Source organism: Mucilaginibacter sp. HD30, from assembly GCF_054061755.1.
The window spans coordinates 1,785,230-1,806,744 of sequence record NZ_JBSSEO010000001.1 but is presented as its reverse complement, the minus strand read 5'-3'; the positions used below and the strand labels follow the sequence as shown (position 1 = coordinate 1,806,744).

20 protein-coding genes and 1 tRNA gene are annotated in these 21,515 nt (G+C 42.2%); 17 read left to right on the top strand and 4 right to left on the bottom strand.

Annotated features, from left to right (window positions below; all coding sequences use genetic code 11):
* Positions 1-7: 7 nt before the first annotated feature.
* Both ACVW2L_RS08735 and ACVW2L_RS08730 read right to left on the bottom strand, forming a co-directional pair.
* On the bottom strand, positions 8-250 hold the full coding sequence (locus ACVW2L_RS08735; protein ID WP_457127581.1) for a MoaD/ThiS family protein: 243 nt from the start codon (positions 248-250) through the stop codon (positions 8-10).
* Between the two features lie 49 nt (positions 251-299).
* Positions 300-1,028, bottom strand: a complete 729-nt coding sequence (locus ACVW2L_RS08730) for a class I SAM-dependent methyltransferase (protein ID WP_457127580.1) — start codon at positions 1,026-1,028, stop codon at positions 300-302.
* Positions 1,029-1,291: 263 nt separating this feature from the next.
* On the opposite strand from ACVW2L_RS08730, the gene ACVW2L_RS08725 reads away from it, so the two are divergent.
* The 10 genes from ACVW2L_RS08725 (at position 1,292) to fbp (ending at position 10,563) form a co-directional block, all read left to right on the top strand.
* A complete protein-coding gene (locus tag ACVW2L_RS08725; RefSeq protein ID WP_457127579.1) occupies positions 1,292-1,939 on the top strand; it encodes a redoxin domain-containing protein in 648 nt (215 codons plus the stop codon).
* 147 nt (positions 1,940-2,086) lie between these two features.
* Entirely contained in the window at positions 2,087-2,938 is an 852-nt protein-coding gene (locus ACVW2L_RS08720; protein WP_457127578.1) for an alpha/beta hydrolase family esterase, read from the top strand.
* Positions 2,939-3,055: 117 nt separating this feature from the next.
* A complete protein-coding gene (locus tag ACVW2L_RS08715) occupies positions 3,056-4,342 on the top strand; it encodes a phenylacetate--CoA ligase family protein (protein ID WP_457127577.1) in 1,287 nt (428 codons plus the stop codon).
* 102 nt (positions 4,343-4,444) lie between these two features.
* Complete coding sequence (locus ACVW2L_RS08710; RefSeq protein WP_457127576.1) at positions 4,445-5,995, top strand: HAL/PAL/TAL family ammonia-lyase; 1,551 nt, start codon at positions 4,445-4,447, stop codon at positions 5,993-5,995.
* A complete protein-coding gene (gene fabG / locus ACVW2L_RS08705) occupies positions 5,992-6,720 on the top strand; it encodes a 3-oxoacyl-ACP reductase FabG (protein WP_457127575.1) in 729 nt (242 codons plus the stop codon). Before ACVW2L_RS08710 ends, fabG begins: the two co-directional genes overlap by 4 nt.
* Positions 6,720-7,133 (top strand): 3-hydroxyacyl-ACP dehydratase, encoded by a 414-nt coding sequence (locus ACVW2L_RS08700; RefSeq protein WP_457127574.1) that lies wholly within the window; start codon positions 6,720-6,722, stop codon positions 7,131-7,133. The genes fabG and ACVW2L_RS08700 overlap by 1 nt, the downstream gene beginning before the upstream one ends.
* Positions 7,133-8,254, top strand: coding sequence for a beta-ketoacyl-[acyl-carrier-protein] synthase family protein (locus ACVW2L_RS08695; protein WP_457127573.1), 1,122 nt, complete (start codon positions 7,133-7,135; stop codon positions 8,252-8,254). The genes ACVW2L_RS08700 and ACVW2L_RS08695 overlap by 1 nt, the downstream gene beginning before the upstream one ends.
* An 81-nt stretch (positions 8,255-8,335) precedes the next feature.
* Positions 8,336-8,992 (top strand): tRNA1(Val) (adenine(37)-N6)-methyltransferase, encoded by a 657-nt coding sequence (locus tag ACVW2L_RS08690; protein ID WP_457127572.1) that lies wholly within the window; start codon positions 8,336-8,338, stop codon positions 8,990-8,992.
* Between the two features lie 8 nt (positions 8,993-9,000).
* Positions 9,001-9,498: a metallophosphoesterase family protein gene (locus ACVW2L_RS08685; RefSeq protein ID WP_457127571.1), complete on the top strand. Its 498-nt coding sequence runs from the start codon at positions 9,001-9,003 to the stop codon at positions 9,496-9,498.
* 15 nt (positions 9,499-9,513) lie between these two features.
* The gene (gene fbp, locus ACVW2L_RS08680; RefSeq protein WP_457127570.1) at positions 9,514-10,563 is read left to right on the top strand and encodes a class 1 fructose-bisphosphatase; all 1,050 of its coding nucleotides are present in this window, start codon (positions 9,514-9,516) and stop codon (positions 10,561-10,563) included.
* A 20-nt stretch (positions 10,564-10,583) separates the two neighbouring features.
* Here fbp and rnhA read toward each other — a convergent pair whose 3' ends face one another.
* Positions 10,584-11,054, bottom strand: a complete 471-nt coding sequence (rnhA, locus tag ACVW2L_RS08675; protein ID WP_457127569.1) for a ribonuclease HI — start codon at positions 11,052-11,054, stop codon at positions 10,584-10,586.
* A gap of 107 nt (positions 11,055-11,161) precedes the next feature.
* Positions 11,162-13,249: a heavy metal translocating P-type ATPase gene (locus ACVW2L_RS08670; RefSeq protein WP_457127568.1), complete on the bottom strand. Its 2,088-nt coding sequence runs from the start codon at positions 13,247-13,249 to the stop codon at positions 11,162-11,164.
* Between the two features lie 119 nt (positions 13,250-13,368).
* Between ACVW2L_RS08670 and ACVW2L_RS08665 the strand changes: the two genes are divergently transcribed.
* The 7 genes from ACVW2L_RS08665 to ACVW2L_RS08635 all read left to right on the top strand — a co-directional run bounded on the left by ACVW2L_RS08665 (position 13,369) and on the right by ACVW2L_RS08635 (position 21,506).
* Positions 13,369-13,445 (top strand) — tRNA-His (locus tag ACVW2L_RS08665).
* 170 nt (positions 13,446-13,615) lie between these two features.
* Complete coding sequence (locus tag ACVW2L_RS08660; protein WP_457127567.1) at positions 13,616-14,896, top strand: site-specific integrase; 1,281 nt, start codon at positions 13,616-13,618, stop codon at positions 14,894-14,896.
* Positions 14,897-15,615: 719 nt separating this feature from the next.
* Positions 15,616-18,783: a SusC/RagA family TonB-linked outer membrane protein gene (locus ACVW2L_RS08655; protein ID WP_457127566.1), complete on the top strand. Its 3,168-nt coding sequence runs from the start codon at positions 15,616-15,618 to the stop codon at positions 18,781-18,783.
* Between the two features lie 9 nt (positions 18,784-18,792).
* Positions 18,793-20,256 carry a RagB/SusD family nutrient uptake outer membrane protein gene (locus ACVW2L_RS08650; RefSeq protein ID WP_457127565.1) on the top strand — a complete coding sequence of 488 codons (1,464 nt, stop codon included), beginning with the start codon at positions 18,793-18,795 and terminating at the stop codon, positions 20,254-20,256.
* Between the two features lie 4 nt (positions 20,257-20,260).
* On the top strand, positions 20,261-20,449 hold the full coding sequence (locus ACVW2L_RS08645; RefSeq protein ID WP_457127564.1) for a hypothetical protein: 189 nt from the start codon (positions 20,261-20,263) through the stop codon (positions 20,447-20,449).
* Positions 20,436-20,564 carry a hypothetical protein gene (locus ACVW2L_RS08640; protein ID WP_457127563.1) on the top strand — a complete coding sequence of 43 codons (129 nt, stop codon included), beginning with the start codon at positions 20,436-20,438 and terminating at the stop codon, positions 20,562-20,564. The genes ACVW2L_RS08645 and ACVW2L_RS08640 overlap by 14 nt, the downstream gene beginning before the upstream one ends.
* 24 nt (positions 20,565-20,588) lie before the next feature.
* Complete coding sequence (locus tag ACVW2L_RS08635) at positions 20,589-21,506, top strand: sterol desaturase family protein (protein WP_457127562.1); 918 nt, start codon at positions 20,589-20,591, stop codon at positions 21,504-21,506.
* Positions 21,507-21,515 lie beyond the last annotated feature (9 nt).

Below are 21,515 nucleotides of genomic sequence, written 5' to 3'. Positions count from 1 at the left end.
TTACAATCTAACCGCCGCTAACAGGAGGGATGATGGCTATTTCGTCACGTTCATGAATGGTGTCACCGTCCAATGCATATTCGTTGTTTACGGCTATCATGTATGTAGACAATTGTTTTAGCCTGGGATAACGTTGCTCCAAAATATATCTCAGATTAGAGACGTTAGCGTCGTTTGGCAACTCTGCAATTGTTGTAGAACCGTTAAATATTTCTTTTGCTATACCGAAAGCAAGTACGTTGATCTGCATTTTAAACTCTTATCATGCAAATATGCCTATTGCAGGTTATCAACGCAAATTACTTTTTTACTATCAAAATACCGACTGCCGGAAAAGTGGTTAAAAAGTTGGCGGCTAAGTGTTGAGTCTTTAAGCCGAGTTTGTCAAAGTTGTTTTGATATTCCTTCATGTGTCTAAAATCTGCGATAATGGCGCACCCGCCATTTTTAAGCACTCGTTTTATTTCCCGACATGCAGTTAACCGACCGTCCTTGTCATAGATGTTATGCAGACACATGTTGCTCAATATCACATTAAAAGAGTCATCGGCAAACCCCATTTGCATTACGTTTTCATTTAATACTTCAACTTTATCAGCAACACCTTCAATGTTAGCGTTATTAAGAGCGGCCAAGGCATTATTACCGGAAAGATCTTCCGCGTTCCAAATATCAATGCCGGTGGATTTACCTGTCGTAAGTCTTTTAGCGGCACCAATCATCAACAGTCCCTTACCGGTTCCAACATCCAGCACATTTTCGTCACCCATCCACACTACCAGATTAAGCATGCGCTCGCTATGTTTATACTTCCCCCATAAAGAATATGCCAGCATAAGTATCCCGCCTAAGGTAAAACACAGCGCTGTCCATATAAAACTACTCGTTATGATAGTTACAGATCCGATCTTTATAATAGGGATAAAAACAGCTAAAGCGGCGGCCGCAATGCCCGCAATAAATAAATTACGGATTACGCCGGGCGCATCAATGCCATAATTGGGTTTGCTTTGGATAATTTGATGCATGCTAATATTAGGTTAAACCGTGTATAAATGTAATAAAAATATTTTTTTTAATAAATTATATAAAGTATATGGATTTAGTAGTATATTTGTTTTGTTATTAAAACGGAAGTAAAAAATTGATGAATTACTCAACACATAAGTCGTTATACAAAGCTGTTAAAGCTTATGGGGAGATTTATGGGTTATGTAATTGTTGTAGGCATGTAAAGCCCGATAGTGGGCAACTCAAAAACAATCAATTTTTACATTTATTTCTAAACACAATGGCAACTACATCCGCAATAAAATATCCAACATTTGATCTGTCAGAAGTAACTATAGATAGGGATTTATCTTATAAAAATTATCAATCACTAAAACCTGTTAAAACCGGTTATGCAGTTCCTCGCATAGGGTTTGATTTTGCTTATTCACGCTGGCAAAGCTTTTTAAACGGTGCAGCAGACGATACATTTGTTGCTACAAAACAATTGTACGGCCAGCCACTTGTTATTAGCTTTTATTCTAAACATTGGAACGTTAAAGGACTAAATTACCTAAAACAGTTAAACAGCTTAAATAATGAAGTTAAGGCTAACGGCGGCAGCCTAATAATAATCAGCGCCGAAGCTTTTAGCGAAGAGTTAAAAGACCTGGCATTCAAAAATAACCTGTCTTTAACTTTCTATTTTGATCAAAACAACGATGTTGCAGAACAGGTAGGTGTTTATTCTGAAACTGACCCGATCTGGAACTGGTTTGCAGGTATAGACCAGAATGTACCGCTATTGTCAACCTTTGTTATTGCAACAGAAAATGTTGTAGTATTTAATCATAATCACCGCGACCACGAAGAAGGTTTGCCGGGCCATGAGATAATTAAAGCAGTAAGTGATTCAGCTTATATAAGCAACCTGCTATTATCAGCATAAGTTTTTCACTTTTAATACAGAAAAGCCGATTGTTTTGCAGTCGGCTTTTTTATTAGCCGGTTTTTGTAAAACTGTAGATGCCGTATTATCGTTCATCGCTATATGAATTATAGTAAAAAAGTTTTTTATGGTTTGTTAGTTTTGCTTATGGCATCAAATACTTTTGCTCAAAGCCGGGCTAAGCAAATCACAGAACAAATTTTGGTTAACGGGATGGAGCGTAAAATAATAACCTACATTCCGGCAAACAATTCTAATAAGCGAATGCCTCTTGTAATAGCCCTGCATGGGGGTTTTGCTACACCTAAGTCAATGTTTCGCCTTGCTGATTTTAGGCCTATTGCCGACAAAGAAAATTTTATTGTAGTATGCCCAGCATCAAAACGCATGTGGCATGACGGCGCAGACAACAAAGGAATTGATGACGTGAAATTTATTGGCCAGGTGATAGACTATATGATAGAAAAGTATAATGCCGACCCGGAGCGCGTTTACATTACAGGTGTGTCCAACGGCGGCTTTATGACCACACGATTAGCTTGTGAAATTCCGAACCGTGTTGCCGCGATAGCAGTAGTTGCTGCTACGTTAGATGTTGGAGAAGGGTATGACGTTAAAAGCGCTTTGCCGGTTATATATATGCATGGCACAAAAGATCCAATAATTAGTTACAACGGCGGTAAACTGTTCGGCCGTAAAATGTATTCACACAGGGATATTATTGAGAAATGGGTTAAAATGGATGATTGTAACCCCGAACCTGTAAAAACCGATATTTCGGATAGTAGCCATGATGGTACACAAGTTTTTAAGCAAGAATACGTTAACAAAACTACCGGATTAAAAGTGATAAGCTACAGCATTGGCAACGGTGGGCACACCTGGCCGGGTGGTCGTCAGTATTTTCCCGAATTCATCATTGGTAAAACAACCCGCAACTTAAACGCCTGTCAAACCATTTGGGATTTTTTTAAAAGTTATAGCAAGAAACAATCATAATATTGATATTACTATGTTGGCTTAACCTCCTTTTATAAATATATTAGCGCGAATTATCTTTTTCCGTTTTACCTATAAAAACAATTCCTCTGGCATTTGTTATCCTCCAGAAATAATATGAGCATACAATTAACAGCCGATACTATAAAACTACAACAAGAGCAAAAGCTACAACAACTGTTAGTTTATATTAATGAGCGATCGCCGTTTTACCGCGAGTTGTTTAATAACAATTGTATAGATATTTCTACCATAAAAACGCTGGAAGATCTTACAAAATTGCCAACAACGGATAAGGAGGATTTGCAAAAACGCAACGACGACTTTTTGTGCGTATCTAAGCACCAGATCATTGAATATGCATCTACATCCGGCACTTTAGGTAGCCCGGTTACCATTTCCCTTACCGATAATGATTTGAGCAGGTTGACCTGGAATGAATATAACTCATTCGTTTGTGCAGACGGTTCATCAGATGATATTTATCAACTAATGCTTACGCTCGACAGGCAATTTATGGCTGGTATAGCCTATTATTCTGGTTTACGTAAGTTAGGAGCAGGTATTATCCGGCTAGGGCCCGGCGTACCCGCATTGCAGTGGGAAACCATACAACGTTTGAAACCGACAGCCATAGTTGCTGTACCATCTTTTATTTTAAAGCTGATACAATTTGCGAAGGACAACCACATCGATCTTAATAACACTTCGGTAAAAAAAGCCATCTGTATTGGCGAAAATATCCGCAACAGCGATTATTCTCTGAATATATTAGGTAAGAAAATAACCGACAGCTGGGATATTCAGCTTTTTTCTACCTATGCATCAACCGAAATGCAAACCGCTTTTACAGAATGCGGACAGGGTAGAGGGGGGCATTTACAACCGGAACTGCTGATTGCTGAATTGTTAGACGAAAATAATCAACCCGTACCGCCACATACGCCGGGCGAAGTAACCATTACCACATTAGGGGTTGAGGGAATGCCTTTACTACGATATAAAACCGGCGATATCTGCATGTACGATGAAAGCCCTTGCAGTTGTGGCCGAACAAGTATGCGCCTTTCGTCAATCATCGGTCGTAAAAAGCAGATGATAAAGTTTAAGGGTACAACTTTGTATCCCCCCGCTATGTTTGATCTGTTGAATGAAATGGAGGAGGTACTTGATTATGTTGTTGAAGTTTACTCAAATGATATTGGCATGGACGAGGTATTACTATACCTACTTCCGATGGATGATAGCAAGGCATGTGACAACCGCATCCGTGCTTATTTGCAGGCAAGGTTGCGTGTTAGTCCGCATGTAAATTATATTGGCGTAGAACAAATGCAAAAAATGCAATTTCCTGAATCTGTTCGCAAGCCGGTGAAGTTTATAGATAGGCGGGGCACTACCTAATATTTTGCATCATTGGTTTGTAATAAGCGCATAAATAGCCTTTAACCAACCATATATTTATACATTTACCAACTAAATTTAAAACAACACTACAATTTGCCCATGATACTTATTGGACAAAACAAACTCACACTAAAAGATTTTTCTGAGATAATATTTAATAACCAGGATGTTGAGTTAGACGCGGCGGCAATCAAAAATGTGGAGGATAGCTTTGATTTTTTGCAAAGTTTTTCATCTAACAAATTAATATACGGCATTAATACCGGCTTTGGGCCAATGGCTCAATATAAAGTCAGCGAAGAAAATTTACTGCAGCTGCAATATAACCTTATCCGCAGCCACAGTTCGGGCAGCGGTGCGCTTTTGTCGCCTGTTTTTACTAAGGCTTTAATGATTGCCCGTTTAAACAGCCTTATTCAGGGTTACTCCGGTGTTCATCCTGATATTATCAATTTACTAAAGCAGTTAATAAATAATGATATATCACCTTGTGTTTTTGAGCATGGGGGCGTAGGCGCAAGTGGTGATCTTGTTCAACTGGCACACTTAGGTTTAGTGCTGATAGGTGAGGGAGAGGTTATGTACGAGGGCCAATTGCGAGCAACTGCTGATGTGTTTAATAAACTTAACATAAAACCACTGAGCATCCGCGTGCGCGAAGGATTGGCCACTATAAACGGCACATCTGCCATGACTGGGGTAGGTATGGTAAATATTGCGCAGGCGCAGAAACTATTGGCCTGGTCGGTGATGTTCTCGGCTATGACCAACGAGGTTGTTAAAGCTTATGATGACCATTATTCGCACGAGCTGAACATTGTAAAGCATCACGAGGGTCAAAATAAAGTGGCAGAAACGTTACGCAATGTCCTGCAAGGCAGTAAGATGATCCGCAGCCGTACAGACCACCTTTATCGTCCGGATAATATAGATCAGGAAGTTTTTGAAGATAAAGTGCAGGAGTATTACTCTCTGCGTTGCGTTACACAGATTTTGGGGCCGGTTTTAGATACGATTGGCAATGCCGAACATGTTTTGGTGAATGAGCTGAACTCTGTTAATGATAACCCGGTTATTGATCATCATAACGGCAACGTGTTTCATGGCGGCAATTTCCATGGTGATTATGTGTCACTTGAGATGGATAAATTAAAGATAGCAATCACAAAATTGTCTATGCTATCGGAGCGCCAGCTAAACTATATTCTGAACGATAAGCTAAATCAAAAATTTCCACCTTTTGTAAATCTTGGTGTTTTAGGCTTCAATTTTGGTATGCAGGGTGTGCAGTTTACCGCCACCTCAACCGTTGCAGAAAATCAGACATTGTCTTTCCCTATGTACGTGCATAGTATTCCAAATAACAATGATAATCAGGATATTGTAAGCATGGGCTGCAATGCAGCTTTAATTACAGCAAAGGTGATAGATAATGCTTTTACGGTATTATCTATACAGTTAATGAGCATTTTGCAGGCTGTTGACTACCTGCAATGCCAAGACGAAATGGCGCCGGTAACGCGCCGGTTATATAACGATGTAAGAGCAATTTTTCCTAAATTTATTGAGGATACCCCAAAGTATAAAGACATGGAGCGGGTTAAGCAATACCTACAAAGTACAACGGCATTAGCAGCACAAACAATATGAAATGCGCATTAGTTACCGGCGGCTCAAGAGGCATAGGACGAGCTATTTGTTTAAAAATGGCTGCAATGGGTTATTACGTATTGGTGAATTTCAAAAGTAACGTAAACGAAGCTGAAAATACCCTTGCCCAAATAAAACAAGCCGGCGGCAACGGCGAATTGCTTGCTTTTAACGTTGCCGACAAGGAGCAAATTAAAGAGGTGTTGCAAACCTGGATGAACGCCAATGAAAGCGCCGATATTGAGGTGTTGGTAAATAATGCCGGGATACGTGATGACAGCTTGATGGTTTGGCTGAAAGATGAACAGTGGGACAATGTTATTAAAACAAGTTTGGATAGCTTTTTCTATGTTACCCGCCTGGTTTTGGAAGAGATGATGCTGAACCGCTTCGGCCGTATTATTAACGTAGTATCGTTATCAGGTATAAAGGGGTTACCTGGTCAAACTAATTATTCGGCTGCTAAGGCTGGCGTAATTGGAGCAACCAAAGCTTTGGCGCAGGAAGTTGGCCGCAGTGGTATTACCGTAAATGCGGTAGCGCCTGGTTTTATTAAAACCGATATGACGGATGGTTTGGACGAAAAGGAACTGCGACGAAATATCCCTGTTAATCGCTTTGGCTTGCCTGAAGACGTAGCACATGCCGTTGGATTTTTAGCATCAAAGGAAGCATCATACATAACCGGCGAGGTTTTATCAATTAACGGAGGCTTGTATACCTAATGGAAGAGTTGGATATATTATCATTGATTCCACAAAAACCACCATTTGTTATGGTGGATGAACTGATTTATTCTGATGATAATATCACGCATACTAAATTTGTTGTTCCGGTAGATAACGTATTTGTTATCAACGGCGAGTTTAGCGAAGCAGGATTGATGGAAAATATGGCTCAAACTGCAGCTGCAGGATCGGGCAATATGGCGCGGATTGAGAACCGACCGGTTTCAACAGGCTACATCGGTCAGGTTAAAAATTTAGAAATTTTTGAATTGCCTAAAGTGGGTGATGAGCTGCTAACCGAGATAAAAATAGAGATACAGGTTTTTGATGCGGGTATAGTATCTGGCAAGGTGTGGCGCGAAGACAAACTGCTGGCGCAATGCGAAATGAAAATATTTATTAATCAGTAATGCGACAGGTTTACGTAGCTGCGGATAATATTATATCGCCCTTAGGAAATACCACTGCCCGCAATATGGAGCTGCTTAAAAATGGTATTTCGGGAATAGCGGAGCACAATAATGCCGACATCTCTTCGGTTCCTTTTTTTGCGTCATTACTTGGTGAAAATGATTTTCAGGACAATTTTACTTATACCAAATTCGAAAAACTTCTTATTGCTTCGATAGAACAAGCTTTAAGCGGTTGTGACATTGATCCTAAAGATGACCGAACTATTCTTATCGTTTCATCGACCAAAGGCAATATAAGTTTACTGGAGACAGAACCTGATCGGCCGGATTTAAAAACGCGAATAGCTTTGCACACTTCTGCTAAACTGATTGCAGACTATTTTGGTTTTATCCACCAACCGATAATTGTATCAAATGCCTGTATATCCGGTGTAATGGCGATTTTAACCGGATTACGTTTGTTACAAACCGGAGCGTATGATAACGCCGTAGTTGTTGGTGCAGATGTGATAACTAAATTTGTATTATCGGGCTTTCAATCGTTCCAGGCAGTAAGCAACGAGCCTTGCAAACCATTTGATGCCAACAGAACCGGAATTACTTTGGGCGAGGGTGCAGCAACCCTAATCTTAACGTCTGATACGAAATATGACCAACGGGCAAAGGTTTTATCAGGAGCCATAAGTAATGATGCTAATCACATTTCTGCGCCATCCCGCACTGGCGAAGAACTTTGCCAGGCAATTGAACAATCACTTGATGATGCAGGCTTAACAGCTCAGGACATTGATCTTGTATCGGCACACGGAACCGCCACTATGTACAACGATGAGATGGAAGCCAAAGCTTTGGCATTAGCCGGATTAAGCAATGTTTCTACAAATAGCCTTAAGGGGTTTTATGGCCATACTTTAGGTGCCGCAGGACTCATTGAGTCGGTGGTGTCTTTGCAGTCGCTTAAAGAGGGCATAATACTGCCTACGCCGGGCTTCAAAATTTTGGGGGTAACCAGTGCCTTAAATATATCCACCAGATTGACAGTGTCGCCATTAAAAACATTTTTAAAAACCGCGTCGGGCTTTGGCGGTTGCAACGGCGCCCTGCTATTTAGTAAATAGCTTGTTGGCATATCATATTTTCCTTACTTTAAGCTAATGTTTCAATTTAAGCAGTTTAGCGTTGATCAAAGCAACTGCGCCATGAAGATCAATACCGATGGCGTATTGCTTGGTGCATTGGCTGAAAGCAATCCCTCTTTCATTTTAGATATAGGAACCGGTACCGGTGTTATAGCCCTAATGTTGGCGCAAAGGTTTGGTAACGCCAAAATTGATGCAGTTGAAATTGATGAGTCGGCAGCGGACACTGCTCAAAGGAATTTTCAGAACTCGCCATTCGCAAACTGGTTGAATATTTACACACTTAGCTTTAAGGATTTTTTTGAGAGACATCCTTCCAGGCAATACGATCTGATAGTTTCTAATCCACCATTTTATATTAATTCCCTGCTTTCTCCAACAGAGAAAAAGCAATTAGCAAAACATACAGATCACCTCTTTTTTGAGGATATGCTTAACGTGGTTTCAAAACTTCTTTCAGCGCAAGGCTCTTGTTGGTTGATTTTGCCTTTGCAAACGGCAGAACTTGTAAAAGTGATAGCTGCAAGCGTGGGCCTACATCTCAATAAAGTTATCTATGTAAGGTCATTCGCTGCTAAAGAGCCCCACCGCAAGATAATTGTACTTAGTCGTGTGCTGTGCAATATAAAGGAGGAGCAGTTTGTGATTTATGAATCGGAGGGGGTATATACGCAACAGTATAAAAATACACTCAAAGAGTTTTTTACAATATTTTAAATTCAAGAATGGTTCGTATTGGCCTCATCTCGGACACGCATGGTTTTTTAGACGAGCGTGTATTTAAGCATTTTGAACTTTGTGATGAGATCTGGCACGCTGGCGATTTTGGCACCATTGAGCTTGCAGATGCTTTAGCTGCCTTTAAACCATTACGCGGGGTGTATGGCAATATAGATGGAAAAGAATTGAGGCAAACTTTTCCGGAGAATTTGAGGTTTAATTGTGAAGGACTGGATGTGTGGATGACGCATATTGGCGGTTACCCGGATAGGTATAGTGCCCAGGTTAAGAAAGAGATCTATAATAACCCTCCGGGATTATTTATAAGCGGCCACTCACATATTTTAAAAGTGATTTTCGATAGAAAAATAAATTGCTTACATTTAAATCCGGGAGCCGCAGGGAAGCAGGGATGGCATAAAACGCGTACACTAATGCGTTTTTCCATAGCAGAGGGTAAAGTAAAAGATATGGAAGTGATAGAACTTAAAAATAACGTGTAAAATACAAATACGCCTATGAAAGTAACAAAGACCCTCGGACAATTTATTATTGAAAAACAAACTGATTTTCCATACGCAAAAGGGGAGCTTTCGCGATTGTTGCGCGACATTGGCATAGCAGCCAAACTGGTTAACCGCGAAGTGAACAAAGCAGGCTTAGTTGACATCATAGGCGAAGCCGGCACAGATAATATTCAAGGCGAGCATCAAAAAAAGTTAGACGTGTACGCTAACGAGCAGTTTATCTCTGCACTAACTTACGGGGGCGAATGCTGCATAGTGGTTTCCGAAGAAAACGACGAATATATACACATTGAGGGTGAGGTTTCTAAAAACGCTAAGTATATAGTTGCTATTGACCCGCTTGATGGCTCCTCTAATATTGATGTGAATGTTAACGTGGGTACTATATTTTCTATTTACCGCCGCAACTCGATAAGTGGTAAGCCAACCATGGAAGATATTTTACAAAAAGGCGTCAAACAGGTTGCAGCGGGTTATATTACTTATGGATCGTCTACCATGTTGGTTTATACCACAGGTAAGGGAGTAAATGGTTTTACGCTTGATCCTTCAATTGGCGAATTCTGCCTATCACATCCTGATATGCGGATCCCTGTAGACGGCCATATCTATTCAATTAACGAGGGGCATTATACGCACTTCCCCGATGGCGTTAAAAAGTACATTAAATACTGTCAGGTGGAAGATAAGGGCACAGGCCGTCCGTACACTTCGCGCTATATCGGCTCAATGGTGGCTGACCTGCACCGAAATCTTATTTTAGGAGGCATATTTATATATCCTGCAACGGCAAGTGCTCCAAACGGCAAATTACGTTTGGTGTATGAATGTAACCCAATGGCGTTTATAATTGAACAGGCGGGGGGAAAGGCAAGCAACGGCTATCAGCGAATTTTAGATCTCGATGTAAACACCCTTCACCAACGCTCTGCTATATTTATCGGATCTGAAAATATGGTTAACAAGGCTGAAGAATTGATGTCGTTTTTCTCACCGCAGCAAACCAAAAAGAACTTTAACGGCGACGTGGTTATTCAGTAGATTAGTGATGAGGTTGGTAATTACAGCAAACCACCTTTGCTCGCTTCCACCTCAAAAACAGAATCTATCAGTAATTCCTTTTGTTTAGCAGCCGCAACGGCCAATTGGTCGCACCGCTCATTTTCGGGGTGGCCGTTGTGGCCGCGTACCCAGTTAAACTTTACGTTGTGCAGTTTGCTTATTTCCAGATAGCGTAGCCAAAGGTCCTTATTCTTTTTGTCTTTAAAGCCTTTTTGCAGCCAACCGTATACCCACCGCTTTTCAATGGCATCAATAACATATTTAGAGTCGGAGCTTATCAGAACATCCTGATTGGGTTTGGTTAATGCTTCCAGTCCCTTGATAACAGCCAGCAACTCCATGCGGTTATTTGTGGTTTTACGGAAACCTTCTGAAAGTTCTTTATAATGTTTTCCAGCACGCAATATCACCCCATACCCACCAGGACCCGGGTTGCCGCTTGATGCGCCGTCTGTAAATATTTCAATCATTGGTTAGTTCATGGTTGATAGTTAATAGATCATAGCGTTACATCAACCGCCGGGTAAAATTAGGAATTTATACAGGATTCTATGACCGACGAACCATTAACTACTATCTAATTGATCTTCTTTCTTTTCAACCGCAAAGAATTCCCTATCACCACCACATCAGAAAAAGCCATGGTGAACGCACCCATCATCGGGTTTAAAAAACCTAAGGCAGCTACAGGTATAGCTATAATGTTGTAAGCAAATGCCCAAAACAGGTTTTGCTTTATGGTGAGTAGTGTATGCCTGCTAATCTGTAGAAACTTAACTACGGTGCTCAAATCGTTATTTAATAACACCACCCTGGCCGATTGTATGGCTATCTGGCTGGCACCGTTCATAGATATCCCCACATCGGCACGGGTTAAGGCAGGGGCGTCGTTTATGCCGTCGCCTATCATTAAAGTTTTACCCTTCTTTTTGTAAACGTCAATGATGCTTAGTTTTTCATCAGGTAGCTTTTCTCCATGCACGTCATCAATGCCCAATGCTGAAGCCACTTTAAGGCAACGATTCCTTTTGTCGCCGCTTAGTAGGACGGGCTTGACGCCCATGGACTTCAACTGCGTAATTAACATGGCAGCCTCCGGTTTTATGGTATCATCAATTGCTATCTGTGCCAGCAACACCTGGTTTTTGTAGAGCGACAAATTGTAATCCGTATCAGCAACCTTGCCTGCTCCTAAAAAGTAGGTGTTGCCCTGCACATCTTCGGCACGCATACCTAATCCTTTTTCCTCAGTGGCAATACGGAGTATGGTTTTGGTTTGAGGCAGGCTTTTCAATTGCTGAACCAACGATACCGCTATGGGGTGATTAGACCGTTCCTCAATAGCCGTAATAATACCGCGCACCTCTTCAATGCCCGCTCCATCGGTCAGTTTTATATCCTGTATGCTGAACTTGCCTGTGGTAAGGGTTCCAGTCTTGTCAAACACTACATATTTGGCATCAGTAACGGCTTCGACTGTGTCGCCACCTTTAATTAGGATGCCGCTCTTGGCAGCCCTGCCCAAACCCACCATAACGGCGGTAGGTGTGGCCAATCCCATGGCGCACGGGCAGGATATCACCAAAACAGCTATCGCATTCATTAGGGAGGTCTGCAGACTCAGGTCCCGAACAAAGTAGGTGAGTAGGAACGTAATCACCGAGATCAATATAACCGCTGGAACAAATATAGCCGCTACCTTATCACCCAGCTTTTGCACAGGCGGCTTGGCTGCCTGGGCTTTCTTCATCAGCTCAATGATTTGGGATAGGGTGGTATTTGCTCCCACTTTAGTAGCCAGCATAGTGATATTACCCTTAACTACCACCGTACCGCCTATCACCTTGCCATATTTTTCTATATCCACCGGGACACTTTCACCCGTTAACATACTTTCATCAATGGAGGCCTCGCCGGATAACACCTCACCATCCACCGGCACTTTGTCGCCATGGTTAACTATCAAGGTGTCGCCAGGGCGGACGTCTTTAGCGCTGATCACCTCTACGCTGCCGTTGATAATTCGGTTTGCGGTGGTTTGCTGGATCTTCATCAGGTCTTTAACGGCTGATGTGGTTTGATTTACCGATCGCTGCTCAAAAACGTTACCCAACAGCACTAGTGTAATGATGGTGGCGCAGGTCTCATAAAACATATATAGCGGATCCAAATTTTGAAACGTGCCCGCCAGGCTATACACAAAGGCAGCTGTAGAACCAATAAAGATCAGCACATCCATATTGGGTACGCCGCCCTTTACCGAGTTAAAGGCGCTTTTACCGAAATGCAGGCATCCAACAATAAAAACCGGCAGGCACAAAGCCAGCTGTACCCACGGCGAGTGCAATACGTGCCAAGGCAGCACCATGTGCAGCAATAAAGGGGCGGTAAACGCGGCGCAAAACAAAAACTTGTTCTCCACCTGCTCGTAAAACTTGGGAGAATGCGTTGCCGGGTCGTCAATTACTTTGAAGCCGAGTCCCTCTATGTCTTTTATAATTTGAGGCAGGGGTAGGGTGGCGCTATTGGAAAATTTCACCTCCTCGCCGGCAAAATCAACTGAGATGTCTTGCAAGCCCTTCTTTTCCAGTAACCTGTGGATAGACATGGCGCAGTTATTGCAATGCATCCCGGTTACATTCAGTTCAATCAGTTGTTCTGCCATGTAACAAATTTACGGCTTATTTAGACGCATTCTAAATATTTAGCGTAAGACTTTTGTAATTTTAAAAAATAGCTTGACTTTCACGCTCAATTTTTTACATTTGCACTCCCAACAAAACGGTAGATGTAGCTCAGTTGGTTAGAGCATCGGTTTGTGGTACCGAGGGTCGTGGGTTCGAGCCCCATCATTTACCCCACTTTTAAAAAGCCTTTTTACAGCTGTAAAAGGGCTTTTTTATGCCCTGAGGGCAGTTTTTTCTATGAAATTCTAATTCGTCAGTTGAAAGCTGATGCGTTGTGTTTAACACGAAAACTGCCAAACTTGACGAAAATGTTTTACAAATGTTTTACAACGGGTTTCGTCATTATGGCCACAATCAAGGAAGTGATTCTCAAACACCACAAAAAGGAGGACGGTACTTATAATATTAAGTACCGTTTGACTCATAATCGAAAAATAACTTACATTAACACCAATTATTTCGCTGGTGAAAAGCAGTTAAAAAAAGACTTTACTGTCAAAGACAAGTTTTTGCTTTCGGTGATTTCTACGGACATTGCTAAATACCGGATGAAGTTGCTAGAATTGGATAGCGTACTTGTGCATTTTGATGCCAAGGAATTGGCAAATCGTCTTACCCAAACCGATGAAAATTTTGTTGTTGATATCGTAGCTTTTGGGAGACAGTATGTAAGTGAATTGCTTGAGCAGGGTAGGAAAGGGACGGCCCATCCATTACTAACAGTTATTAATAGTCTCTGTGATTATTTTAAAAGTCAAAAAATTGAGATCGACCAAATAAATTCCTTGATGTTGCCCAGCTATGAAAGGTACTTACGAAAAGAGAGACGGTTTATACGTAAAAATCAATTTGGTAATGATGTCGATTATTTAAGCAAGGGGCTTTCTGATTCCGGACTTCACAATCATATGCGTGACCTGAGAACGCTCTTTAACGCGGCGAGGGATAGATATAACGACGATGATAGAGGCCTGATCAGGATCAAGCACTATCCCTTTAAAAAGCATAAAGTAATCGATGCTCCGATGACTGCAAAAAGAGCGTTAACTATCGAGCAAATTATTAAAATCCGAGAATTTAAATGTATTCCGGGTTCACGTGCAGAGCTGGCAAAGGAAATCTTTCTTTTATCATTTTATATGTGCGGTATGAACGCAAAGGATATTTATAATCTTAGTCAATCTGCTATTGTTAAAAACAGGGTAGAATATAATAGATCAAAAACAAAGAGTCGAAGAAAGGACGGTGCTTTTATAAGCGTAAAGCTTATTCCCGAGGCTTCCCCGTTACTCTTAAAATATGTTAATAGATTGAAAGAAAGATATGCAGAATCCGGAAACTTCAATAAAGCATTGAATAAAGGATTGAAGGAGATTGGCGAAGTAATAGGTATTCCTTCATTAACCATGTATTGTGCCCGCCATTCTTTTGGTAGTATAGCAAGAAATGAGTGTCGTTTTTCCAAGGATGATGTTGCATTTGCCCTAAATCATCTTGATCCCACAACCAGAACGACAGATATCTATATAAAGCCAAATTGGGGGATAATTGATGATGTGCAGTTTAAGGTTGTCTCAATATTAAGCAAAGGGGACACAAGAAATAGCTGCTTCGACCAAACTTAAATTCTTAGATCGGATTTCCGCTTAACTGAGAGTGTGGTATTAGCTTCGCAGCGATACCTGAAAACGCGCGATCCCTTGGGCTATCCTAGTATATATTTGAACTCGACTATAGGTAAAACATTTGTTTTACCTAATTTTAAGTGATCCCATACGATCCGGTTAATATGTCATTTGGTGCAGCTTAAAGAAGTTCGTTTCCCTTAACAAATGTAATTTTATCGTACAATTATTACAAAGATAAAATAGTGAAAAAGCATGTTAAATAAAAATACTACTTAATCTATAGATTTAATTTGAATTATTCATTTTTAGTAATACTTTTGCATCAGAAACTATCATCTTGTTTAAAAATGGATTCATCATTGAGCCGCTTGTCTCTGCATAACACTAAGGATTTCCTACTTAGTGATAGTTGTTGTTGTTGATTTCCACAATTCGAATTAACCGCTACCGAAAAGGTGCGTTTCCTGATATTTAAAGAGAATTTAATTGCAAAAAAAGTGGGCGGTCAGCAAACAGTATGCATTATTAGTAGCGTTAGATCAGGTAAAAGCTTACCCCTAATTATTAAATAACAAATAAAAAAGTATGAAAAGAAAATTACATTGATAGATAAAAGGGGATACTCAGAGTACCCCCTTTAATTAAAACATAGTGAAGCAGGTGTTCAATTGGTCGTTGGGCCTGCTCCAATCCATAAATTTTAATCTAACGAATATATGCAAAATAGTTCAGGAGCCAAATCGGCATGGACCAGGGCCTCCTATTATACCATAAATTTTTATCTGCTAATAGCAGTTTTCTCTTTTGTTCCTATCCTGTCTTTTTCGCAGGGACGCCTTTTAATCAATTCAACCCTCGATGGGCAGATCATTGATGCCAAAACTAAAGAAGGATTAGTTGGCGCCTCGTTACGCATTAAAGGCTTAACGCACGCAACTACAACGGATATCAACGGGAAATTCCAGTTTGTAACCGGTCAGAGCTTTCCTTATACCCTCGTTATAAGTTATGTTGGATATGAGCCGCAGGAAGTAGTTGTGAGTGGCAGTCCCATTGTTATCGCATTGGTACCTTTGGCGAACCAGTTAAGTGATGTGGTGGTGGTCGGCTATGGTACGCAACGTCGTAAAGACCTGACCGGATCGGTTTCAAGCGTTCCGGCTGACAGGCTTAATCAACCCACGTCATCGGCGGATAACCTATTAAGAGGAGCTGTAGCGGGGGTCAATGTAACGCAAAGTTCAGGCGCGCCTGGTGCAAGTTCAAGCATACGCATTCGTGGCGGCAACTCCGTAACAGGTGGTAATGAACCCCTCTATGTCATCGATGGCTTCCCGGTTTATAACGATAATTCATCCACGTCAGCAACCGGTGTGGCTGGATCAGGTGCAGGCTTAAACGCGCTGTCTACTATCAATCCAAGTGATATCGAATCCATAGATATTTTAAAGGATGCGTCAGCAACCGCTATTTATGGTTCACGCGGGGCTAATGGCGTTGTATTGGTCACTACCAAAAAAGGTAAAAGAGGCGCTAACAATGTCAACTATTACGTTTACACGGGCGTCCAGAAGTTATCAAAATCATTATCGCTTTTAAACGGAAGGGAATGGGCGCTGTTTAGAAACGACATCATCGCCACCCTGGCACCCAACATAAGTAATCCGCTACAGTTCACGCAAGCACAAATCGATGGTTTTGGGGAAGGGAATAACTGGCAGGCGGCTGCATTCAAGAATGCGCCTATACAGAATCACGAGTTATCATTCTCCGGCGGCGATGAAAAGTCAAGATACGCCATATCCGGCAACTACCTGAACCAGGACGGCATTCTAGTGAACACTAATTTTACCCGCTATGCCGGCCGTTTCAATTATGAGCGTGATTTTTCTACTAAGTTTAAAATCGGCATCAATGTAACTGGTAGCCGCTCGGTGAATAAAGGGGCAACAGGCAGTACCGGCAGTAATAATTTTGGCCTTACCACGAGCGTTGCAGCAGTAGTAGGCACCGGGCCAACCATACCTATTAAAAATGCAGATGGGTCTTATAATTTGGTCAACCCCTATGCAACAGGGATAGTGGCTAATCCTATTCAGGATCTGTATGTGGTTACAAACCAAACTAACGTTACGCGTACATTAGGTAATTTTTTTGGAGAATATAAAATCCTACCCGGGCTAACTGCTAAAGTCAGCATCGGTGCAGATTTGTTGAACACCAGGCAAAATTATTATGCACCATCCAACAGCACCAATGGTTATGTTGATAAGGGCTATGCCGTTATCGGCACCCGTGAAGTAAATTCCTGGTTGAACGAGAACACGCTCAATTACAGTAAAACATTTGACAAGCATGCACTGTCTGCTTTAGTTGGATATACAACGCAATATGCATACGGTCAGGCCGCCACATCCGGGTCAAAAAACTTTGTTTCCGATGCTACAACCTTCAACAACTTAGCGGGTGGCACAACAGTAGTCGCACCTACATCTGATGCGTATAGCTGGGCGCTAAATTCCTACCTGGCGCGTGTAAATTACTCTTACGATCAAAAATATAATCTTACCGTTTCTCTACGGGCAGATGGGTCATCAAGATTCGGCGACGGTAATAAATGGGGTTATTTCCCATCAGCAGGTTTCTCATGGAACGCAAGCGATGAGGATTTTCTTAAAGACAACAAAACGATCAATAACTTAAAACTGAGATTAAGCGCGGGTGTGACCGGTAACCAGGAAATTGGCCAATACCAATCTATGGCTACGCTTAGCCCGGTGAGTTACTTTTTTAACCGCACACAGGTTACCGGTTTTGCCGCAAGCCGCCTATCTAATCAGGACCTGAAATGGGAGAAAACTGCACAATACAATGCCGGTGTAGACCTTGGTTTGTTGGATAACCGAATTACTTTAGTATTTGACGCTTATTACAAAAGGACAAACGACCTGCTTCTGAGTGTGCCGATACCTACTTCATCGGGTTTTTCTACTTCCCTGCAAAACATTGGCAGCGTAGAAAATAAAGGTATAGAAATAGCTGTTAACACCGATAATATCAAAAGCGAATCCTTCTCCTGGAAAACATCAGTGATCTACGCCAAAAATGTCAATAAGGTACTCAGCCTCGGTAATAATCGCACATCCTATTTCCCAAATGTTGCTTCAACAGCACTAGGTTTGTTACAGCCTGTTAATGTAGTGGTTGGACAGCCATTGGGTACTTTCTGGGGTTACCAGACCAACGGCATTTTCCAATCGCAGTCAGAAATCACTAACTCGGCTACCTTAGACTCCAAAGCGAATACAAGGCCAGGTGATCAGAAATATGTTGACGTAGTGCCGGATGGCGTTATCAATTCAGCAGACAGGGTGAACCTGGGTACTGCACAGCCCAAATTCATCGGAAGTATAAACAATACGTTTGCTTATAAAAACTTTGATCTTTCTGTATTCCTGCAAGGGTCATATGGTGGCAAAATCTACAGTGCGTTAAGGCAGCAGCTGGACATCACAAGCCTGGTATTAAACACCACTACCGACCTGCTGGACCGCTGGACAACCACTAACCCAAGCAACTCGGTTCCACGCGCTACCAACCAGCCGGTGGCGCAAATGTCTAACAGGTTTATTGAGGATGGATCGTTCCTGCGGCTGAAAACCGTAACGTTTGGGTATTCATTTAAAGCGGACCTGCTAGCCAAGTTGCATGTTAAGCAGTTACGCGTTTACGTATCCGCTCAAAACCTTCATACCTGGACAAAATATAAAGGTTACGATCCCGAGGTAAGCAGCTTTGAGCAAAACAACACCCTGCAAGGAATTGATTTTGGTGCATATCCGAATTCGAGAACTTTCTTAGCCGGACTTAACATCACCTTATAATCTCATATCATGAAAAAAACAACAGCATTATTGGGCTTAGCATTGATCGTTACGTCGTGCAATAAACTCATAGAAAAGCCTCAATCTTTAATCACAAAAGAACAGTCCTACAAAACGGAAGCCGATGCGACGGCCGGCGTAAACGCCATATACAATACGATGATTTTGGATCCTGGTGATCAGTCCATCTATGGCAGAAATTTGAACTTTTTGGTGGACATGACAACGGATGACCTGTCGGCAGGCGTGTCAGCCATTAATCCTAACGTGCAGTCGCTAAGTAAGATAACTTATGATGCCAATAACGATCGCGTTGCTGCCATTTGGCGCCAGCACTATGTTGGCATTAACCGTGCGAATGTTGCTATCGATAGGATAGCCGAAATAAATTTCGACCAGACCTCTAAGAACAACCTGATAAGAGAAGCGAAATTTTTACGCGCCTTGTTCTATTTTAACATCGTGCGCTTATTTGGTGGCGTTCCACTCGTTCTGCATGATGCAACATCGGTTGATCTGGGCTCTCTCAAGAAAAACAGGGCAAGCGTGGACGAGGTGTATGCACAAGTTATAAAGGATCTGGAGGATGCGGAAACCCTGCCGCAGGCTACCGGTGCAAATATCGGCAGAGCAACCGGCGGAGCAGCAAAGTCTTTATTGGCTAAAGTATACCTTACCCGTAAAGACTGGGCCAAAGCGGCAAGCAAAGCTGCAGAGGTGATCAACGGCCCTTATGGTTATGACCTGTTTCCAAACTTTGCAGACAACTTTAAAGCCGCCAGAAAAAATACTGTCGAAAGTATTTTTGCTGCGCAGTATGAAGCTAATGGTGGCGCAGGTATATCATCATCTATCTACTTCATTACATCATTCCCCTCTCCGACAGGTAACCGGGCGGATGTACCCGCGGACGGTCAGCTATACGCCCTGTATCAACCGGGTGACACCCGCAGGGATGCCACTTTTTACACGTCAAAAGTATACAACGGAGTAACTTACAACTATACCGCCCCCGGCTACTTCAATAAGTACGTGGATGATGCGCTGTTGGCCACACCCAACCTGGCAAGTATCAACTTCCCGATTTTACGCTTTTCTGATGTATTGCTAATCTACGCGGAAGCGCTCAACGAAAAAGACAACGCCCCTTCAAGCGAGGCCTATGCAGCCATCAACAAGGTAAGGAGGCGTGCCTTTGGCAAACCCATTAATACACCCGATGCGAGCGTTGATCTGACGGGGTTAGATTACGGCTCATTTAAAGCAGCCGTATACCTGGAAAGACGTTTGGAATTTGTACAAGAAGCGCAAAGATGGTTTGACCTGGTGCGTACCGGCCGTTTGGTGGCGGAAGTAAGCAAGGTGGCTACCAAAACATCGGTAGCAGAAAAGAATAACCTGTTTCCTATACCGCAGAGTGAGATCAGTTTAAATCCGGAGGGTTTACCTCAAAATCCCGGCTATCCAAGATAATCGTATGAAAATAGATCAACAAACCCGCAGGCAGATCATCAGGAACGTCACCTTAAGCCTGTTTATTTACGCGCTGCCCGTTTTGCTTATGTTCCTGTCTTTTTATATATCCGGCAAAAGGCCGTGCGAACAGCGTCGTGCAGCCGTCACATCAGTCATTAATCAAAAACAACCCAGTTATGGCAGCGAATAGCATAGCACAAGATATTGCCTTGATAGCCAAAAAGATCGGCGTGGGCATCGTGATCACGCTGGTTCCGCTTATCATCCTTGTAACAGGACTGTGGCTTGTTCAAACATTGCTTTAGCATTTATCATAAGTAAGAAACATCATGGAAAAATTAATAACACCCGCCTTTCAGTTTTTTAATAGCTGGGGGTTCCCTGGCATCATACTAATCCTGGGAATATTTGAATTTTCTTTAGGGCTCTATGAAAAGCGCTGGTCGAAGAATGAACGCTTACTGGATATTTTCAGTTTCATATTGGGCCCGATTATAATAGGGCCGCTGGTGGCCTTATTCGGCCTAAAGTTTCTGCCGCTTATCATCCCGCAGTTCAAGGATATATTCGCATGGGTGCCTTTTGTTTGGGGCTTTCTGATCATAGCGGTTGCCGATGATCTGACGCAGTACTGGTACCATCGCCTGCACCATCAGATACCCTGGCTGTGGCGCTTTCACCGTACGCATCATTCCGCGTCCTACATGGGGATGGCTATGGCCAGCAGGCAGAACATCATCTATACCGTATTTTTCTCGCAGATCTATCTAACGGCCATACTGGTTTACCTGGGTCTGGGATTTCCCGCGATCTTTGTTCGCGCGATCAAAACCCTGATCACACTTTTTGCCCACTCCAGCATTCCCTGGGATAAGCCTTTTTACAGGTATAAATTTTTACATCCGGTAGCCTGGGTCATCGAGCGGGTTATTTCAACACCGGCAACTCATCACGCCCACCATGCTGCATCAACCGATGATGGCATAGGTTATTACAAAGGCAATTTCGGCAACATGTTTTTTATATGGGATGTGATCTTTGGCACCGCACATATTACACGGCAGTTTCCCAAAGCCTATGGTATCTCTCACTATGAAGGTGACGAGTGGTATGCACAATTGTTATGGCCCATTTTAAAATCAAAAAAAGAAGGCAGCGAACTTGCGGCCAGAGGACCCGTAGTGCGCGACGACATTCAACCGCAGCCGCAGCGGATGGAAACCACACCAATAATTCAAACTACTTAAACATATTAA

Excerpts from the sequence above, each read along its gene's own strand:
- ACVW2L_RS08735 (WP_457127581.1), bottom strand. The coding sequence starts at position 250 with ATGCAGATCAACGTACTTGCTTTCGGTATAGCAAAAGAAATATTTAAC.
- ACVW2L_RS08730 (WP_457127580.1), bottom strand. The coding sequence starts at position 1,028 with ATGCATCAAATTATCCAAAGCAAACCCAATTATGGCATTGATGCGCCC.
- ACVW2L_RS08725 (WP_457127579.1), top strand. The coding sequence starts at position 1,292 with ATGGCAACTACATCCGCAATAAAATATCCAACATTTGATCTGTCAGAA.
- ACVW2L_RS08720 (WP_457127578.1), top strand. The coding sequence starts at position 2,087 with ATGGCATCAAATACTTTTGCTCAAAGCCGGGCTAAGCAAATCACAGAA.
- ACVW2L_RS08715 (WP_457127577.1), top strand. The coding sequence starts at position 3,056 with ATGAGCATACAATTAACAGCCGATACTATAAAACTACAACAAGAGCAA.
- ACVW2L_RS08710 (WP_457127576.1), top strand. The coding sequence starts at position 4,445 with ATGATACTTATTGGACAAAACAAACTCACACTAAAAGATTTTTCTGAG.
- fabG (WP_457127575.1), top strand. The coding sequence starts at position 5,992 with ATGAAATGCGCATTAGTTACCGGCGGCTCAAGAGGCATAGGACGAGCT.
- ACVW2L_RS08700 (WP_457127574.1), top strand. The coding sequence starts at position 6,720 with ATGGAAGAGTTGGATATATTATCATTGATTCCACAAAAACCACCATTT.
- ACVW2L_RS08695 (WP_457127573.1), top strand. The coding sequence starts at position 7,133 with ATGCGACAGGTTTACGTAGCTGCGGATAATATTATATCGCCCTTAGGA.
- ACVW2L_RS08690 (WP_457127572.1), top strand. The coding sequence starts at position 8,336 with ATGAAGATCAATACCGATGGCGTATTGCTTGGTGCATTGGCTGAAAGC.
- ACVW2L_RS08685 (WP_457127571.1), top strand. The coding sequence starts at position 9,001 with ATGGTTCGTATTGGCCTCATCTCGGACACGCATGGTTTTTTAGACGAG.
- fbp (WP_457127570.1), top strand. The coding sequence starts at position 9,514 with ATGAAAGTAACAAAGACCCTCGGACAATTTATTATTGAAAAACAAACT.
- rnhA (WP_457127569.1), bottom strand. The coding sequence starts at position 11,054 with ATGATTGAAATATTTACAGACGGCGCATCAAGCGGCAACCCGGGTCCT.
- ACVW2L_RS08670 (WP_457127568.1), bottom strand. The coding sequence starts at position 13,249 with ATGGCAGAACAACTGATTGAACTGAATGTAACCGGGATGCATTGCAAT.
- ACVW2L_RS08660 (WP_457127567.1), top strand. The coding sequence starts at position 13,616 with ATGGCCACAATCAAGGAAGTGATTCTCAAACACCACAAAAAGGAGGAC.
- ACVW2L_RS08655 (WP_457127566.1), top strand. The coding sequence starts at position 15,616 with ATGCAAAATAGTTCAGGAGCCAAATCGGCATGGACCAGGGCCTCCTAT.
- ACVW2L_RS08650 (WP_457127565.1), top strand. The coding sequence starts at position 18,793 with ATGAAAAAAACAACAGCATTATTGGGCTTAGCATTGATCGTTACGTCG.
- ACVW2L_RS08645 (WP_457127564.1), top strand. The coding sequence starts at position 20,261 with ATGAAAATAGATCAACAAACCCGCAGGCAGATCATCAGGAACGTCACC.
- ACVW2L_RS08640 (WP_457127563.1), top strand. The coding sequence starts at position 20,436 with ATGGCAGCGAATAGCATAGCACAAGATATTGCCTTGATAGCCAAAAAG.
- ACVW2L_RS08635 (WP_457127562.1), top strand. The coding sequence starts at position 20,589 with ATGGAAAAATTAATAACACCCGCCTTTCAGTTTTTTAATAGCTGGGGG.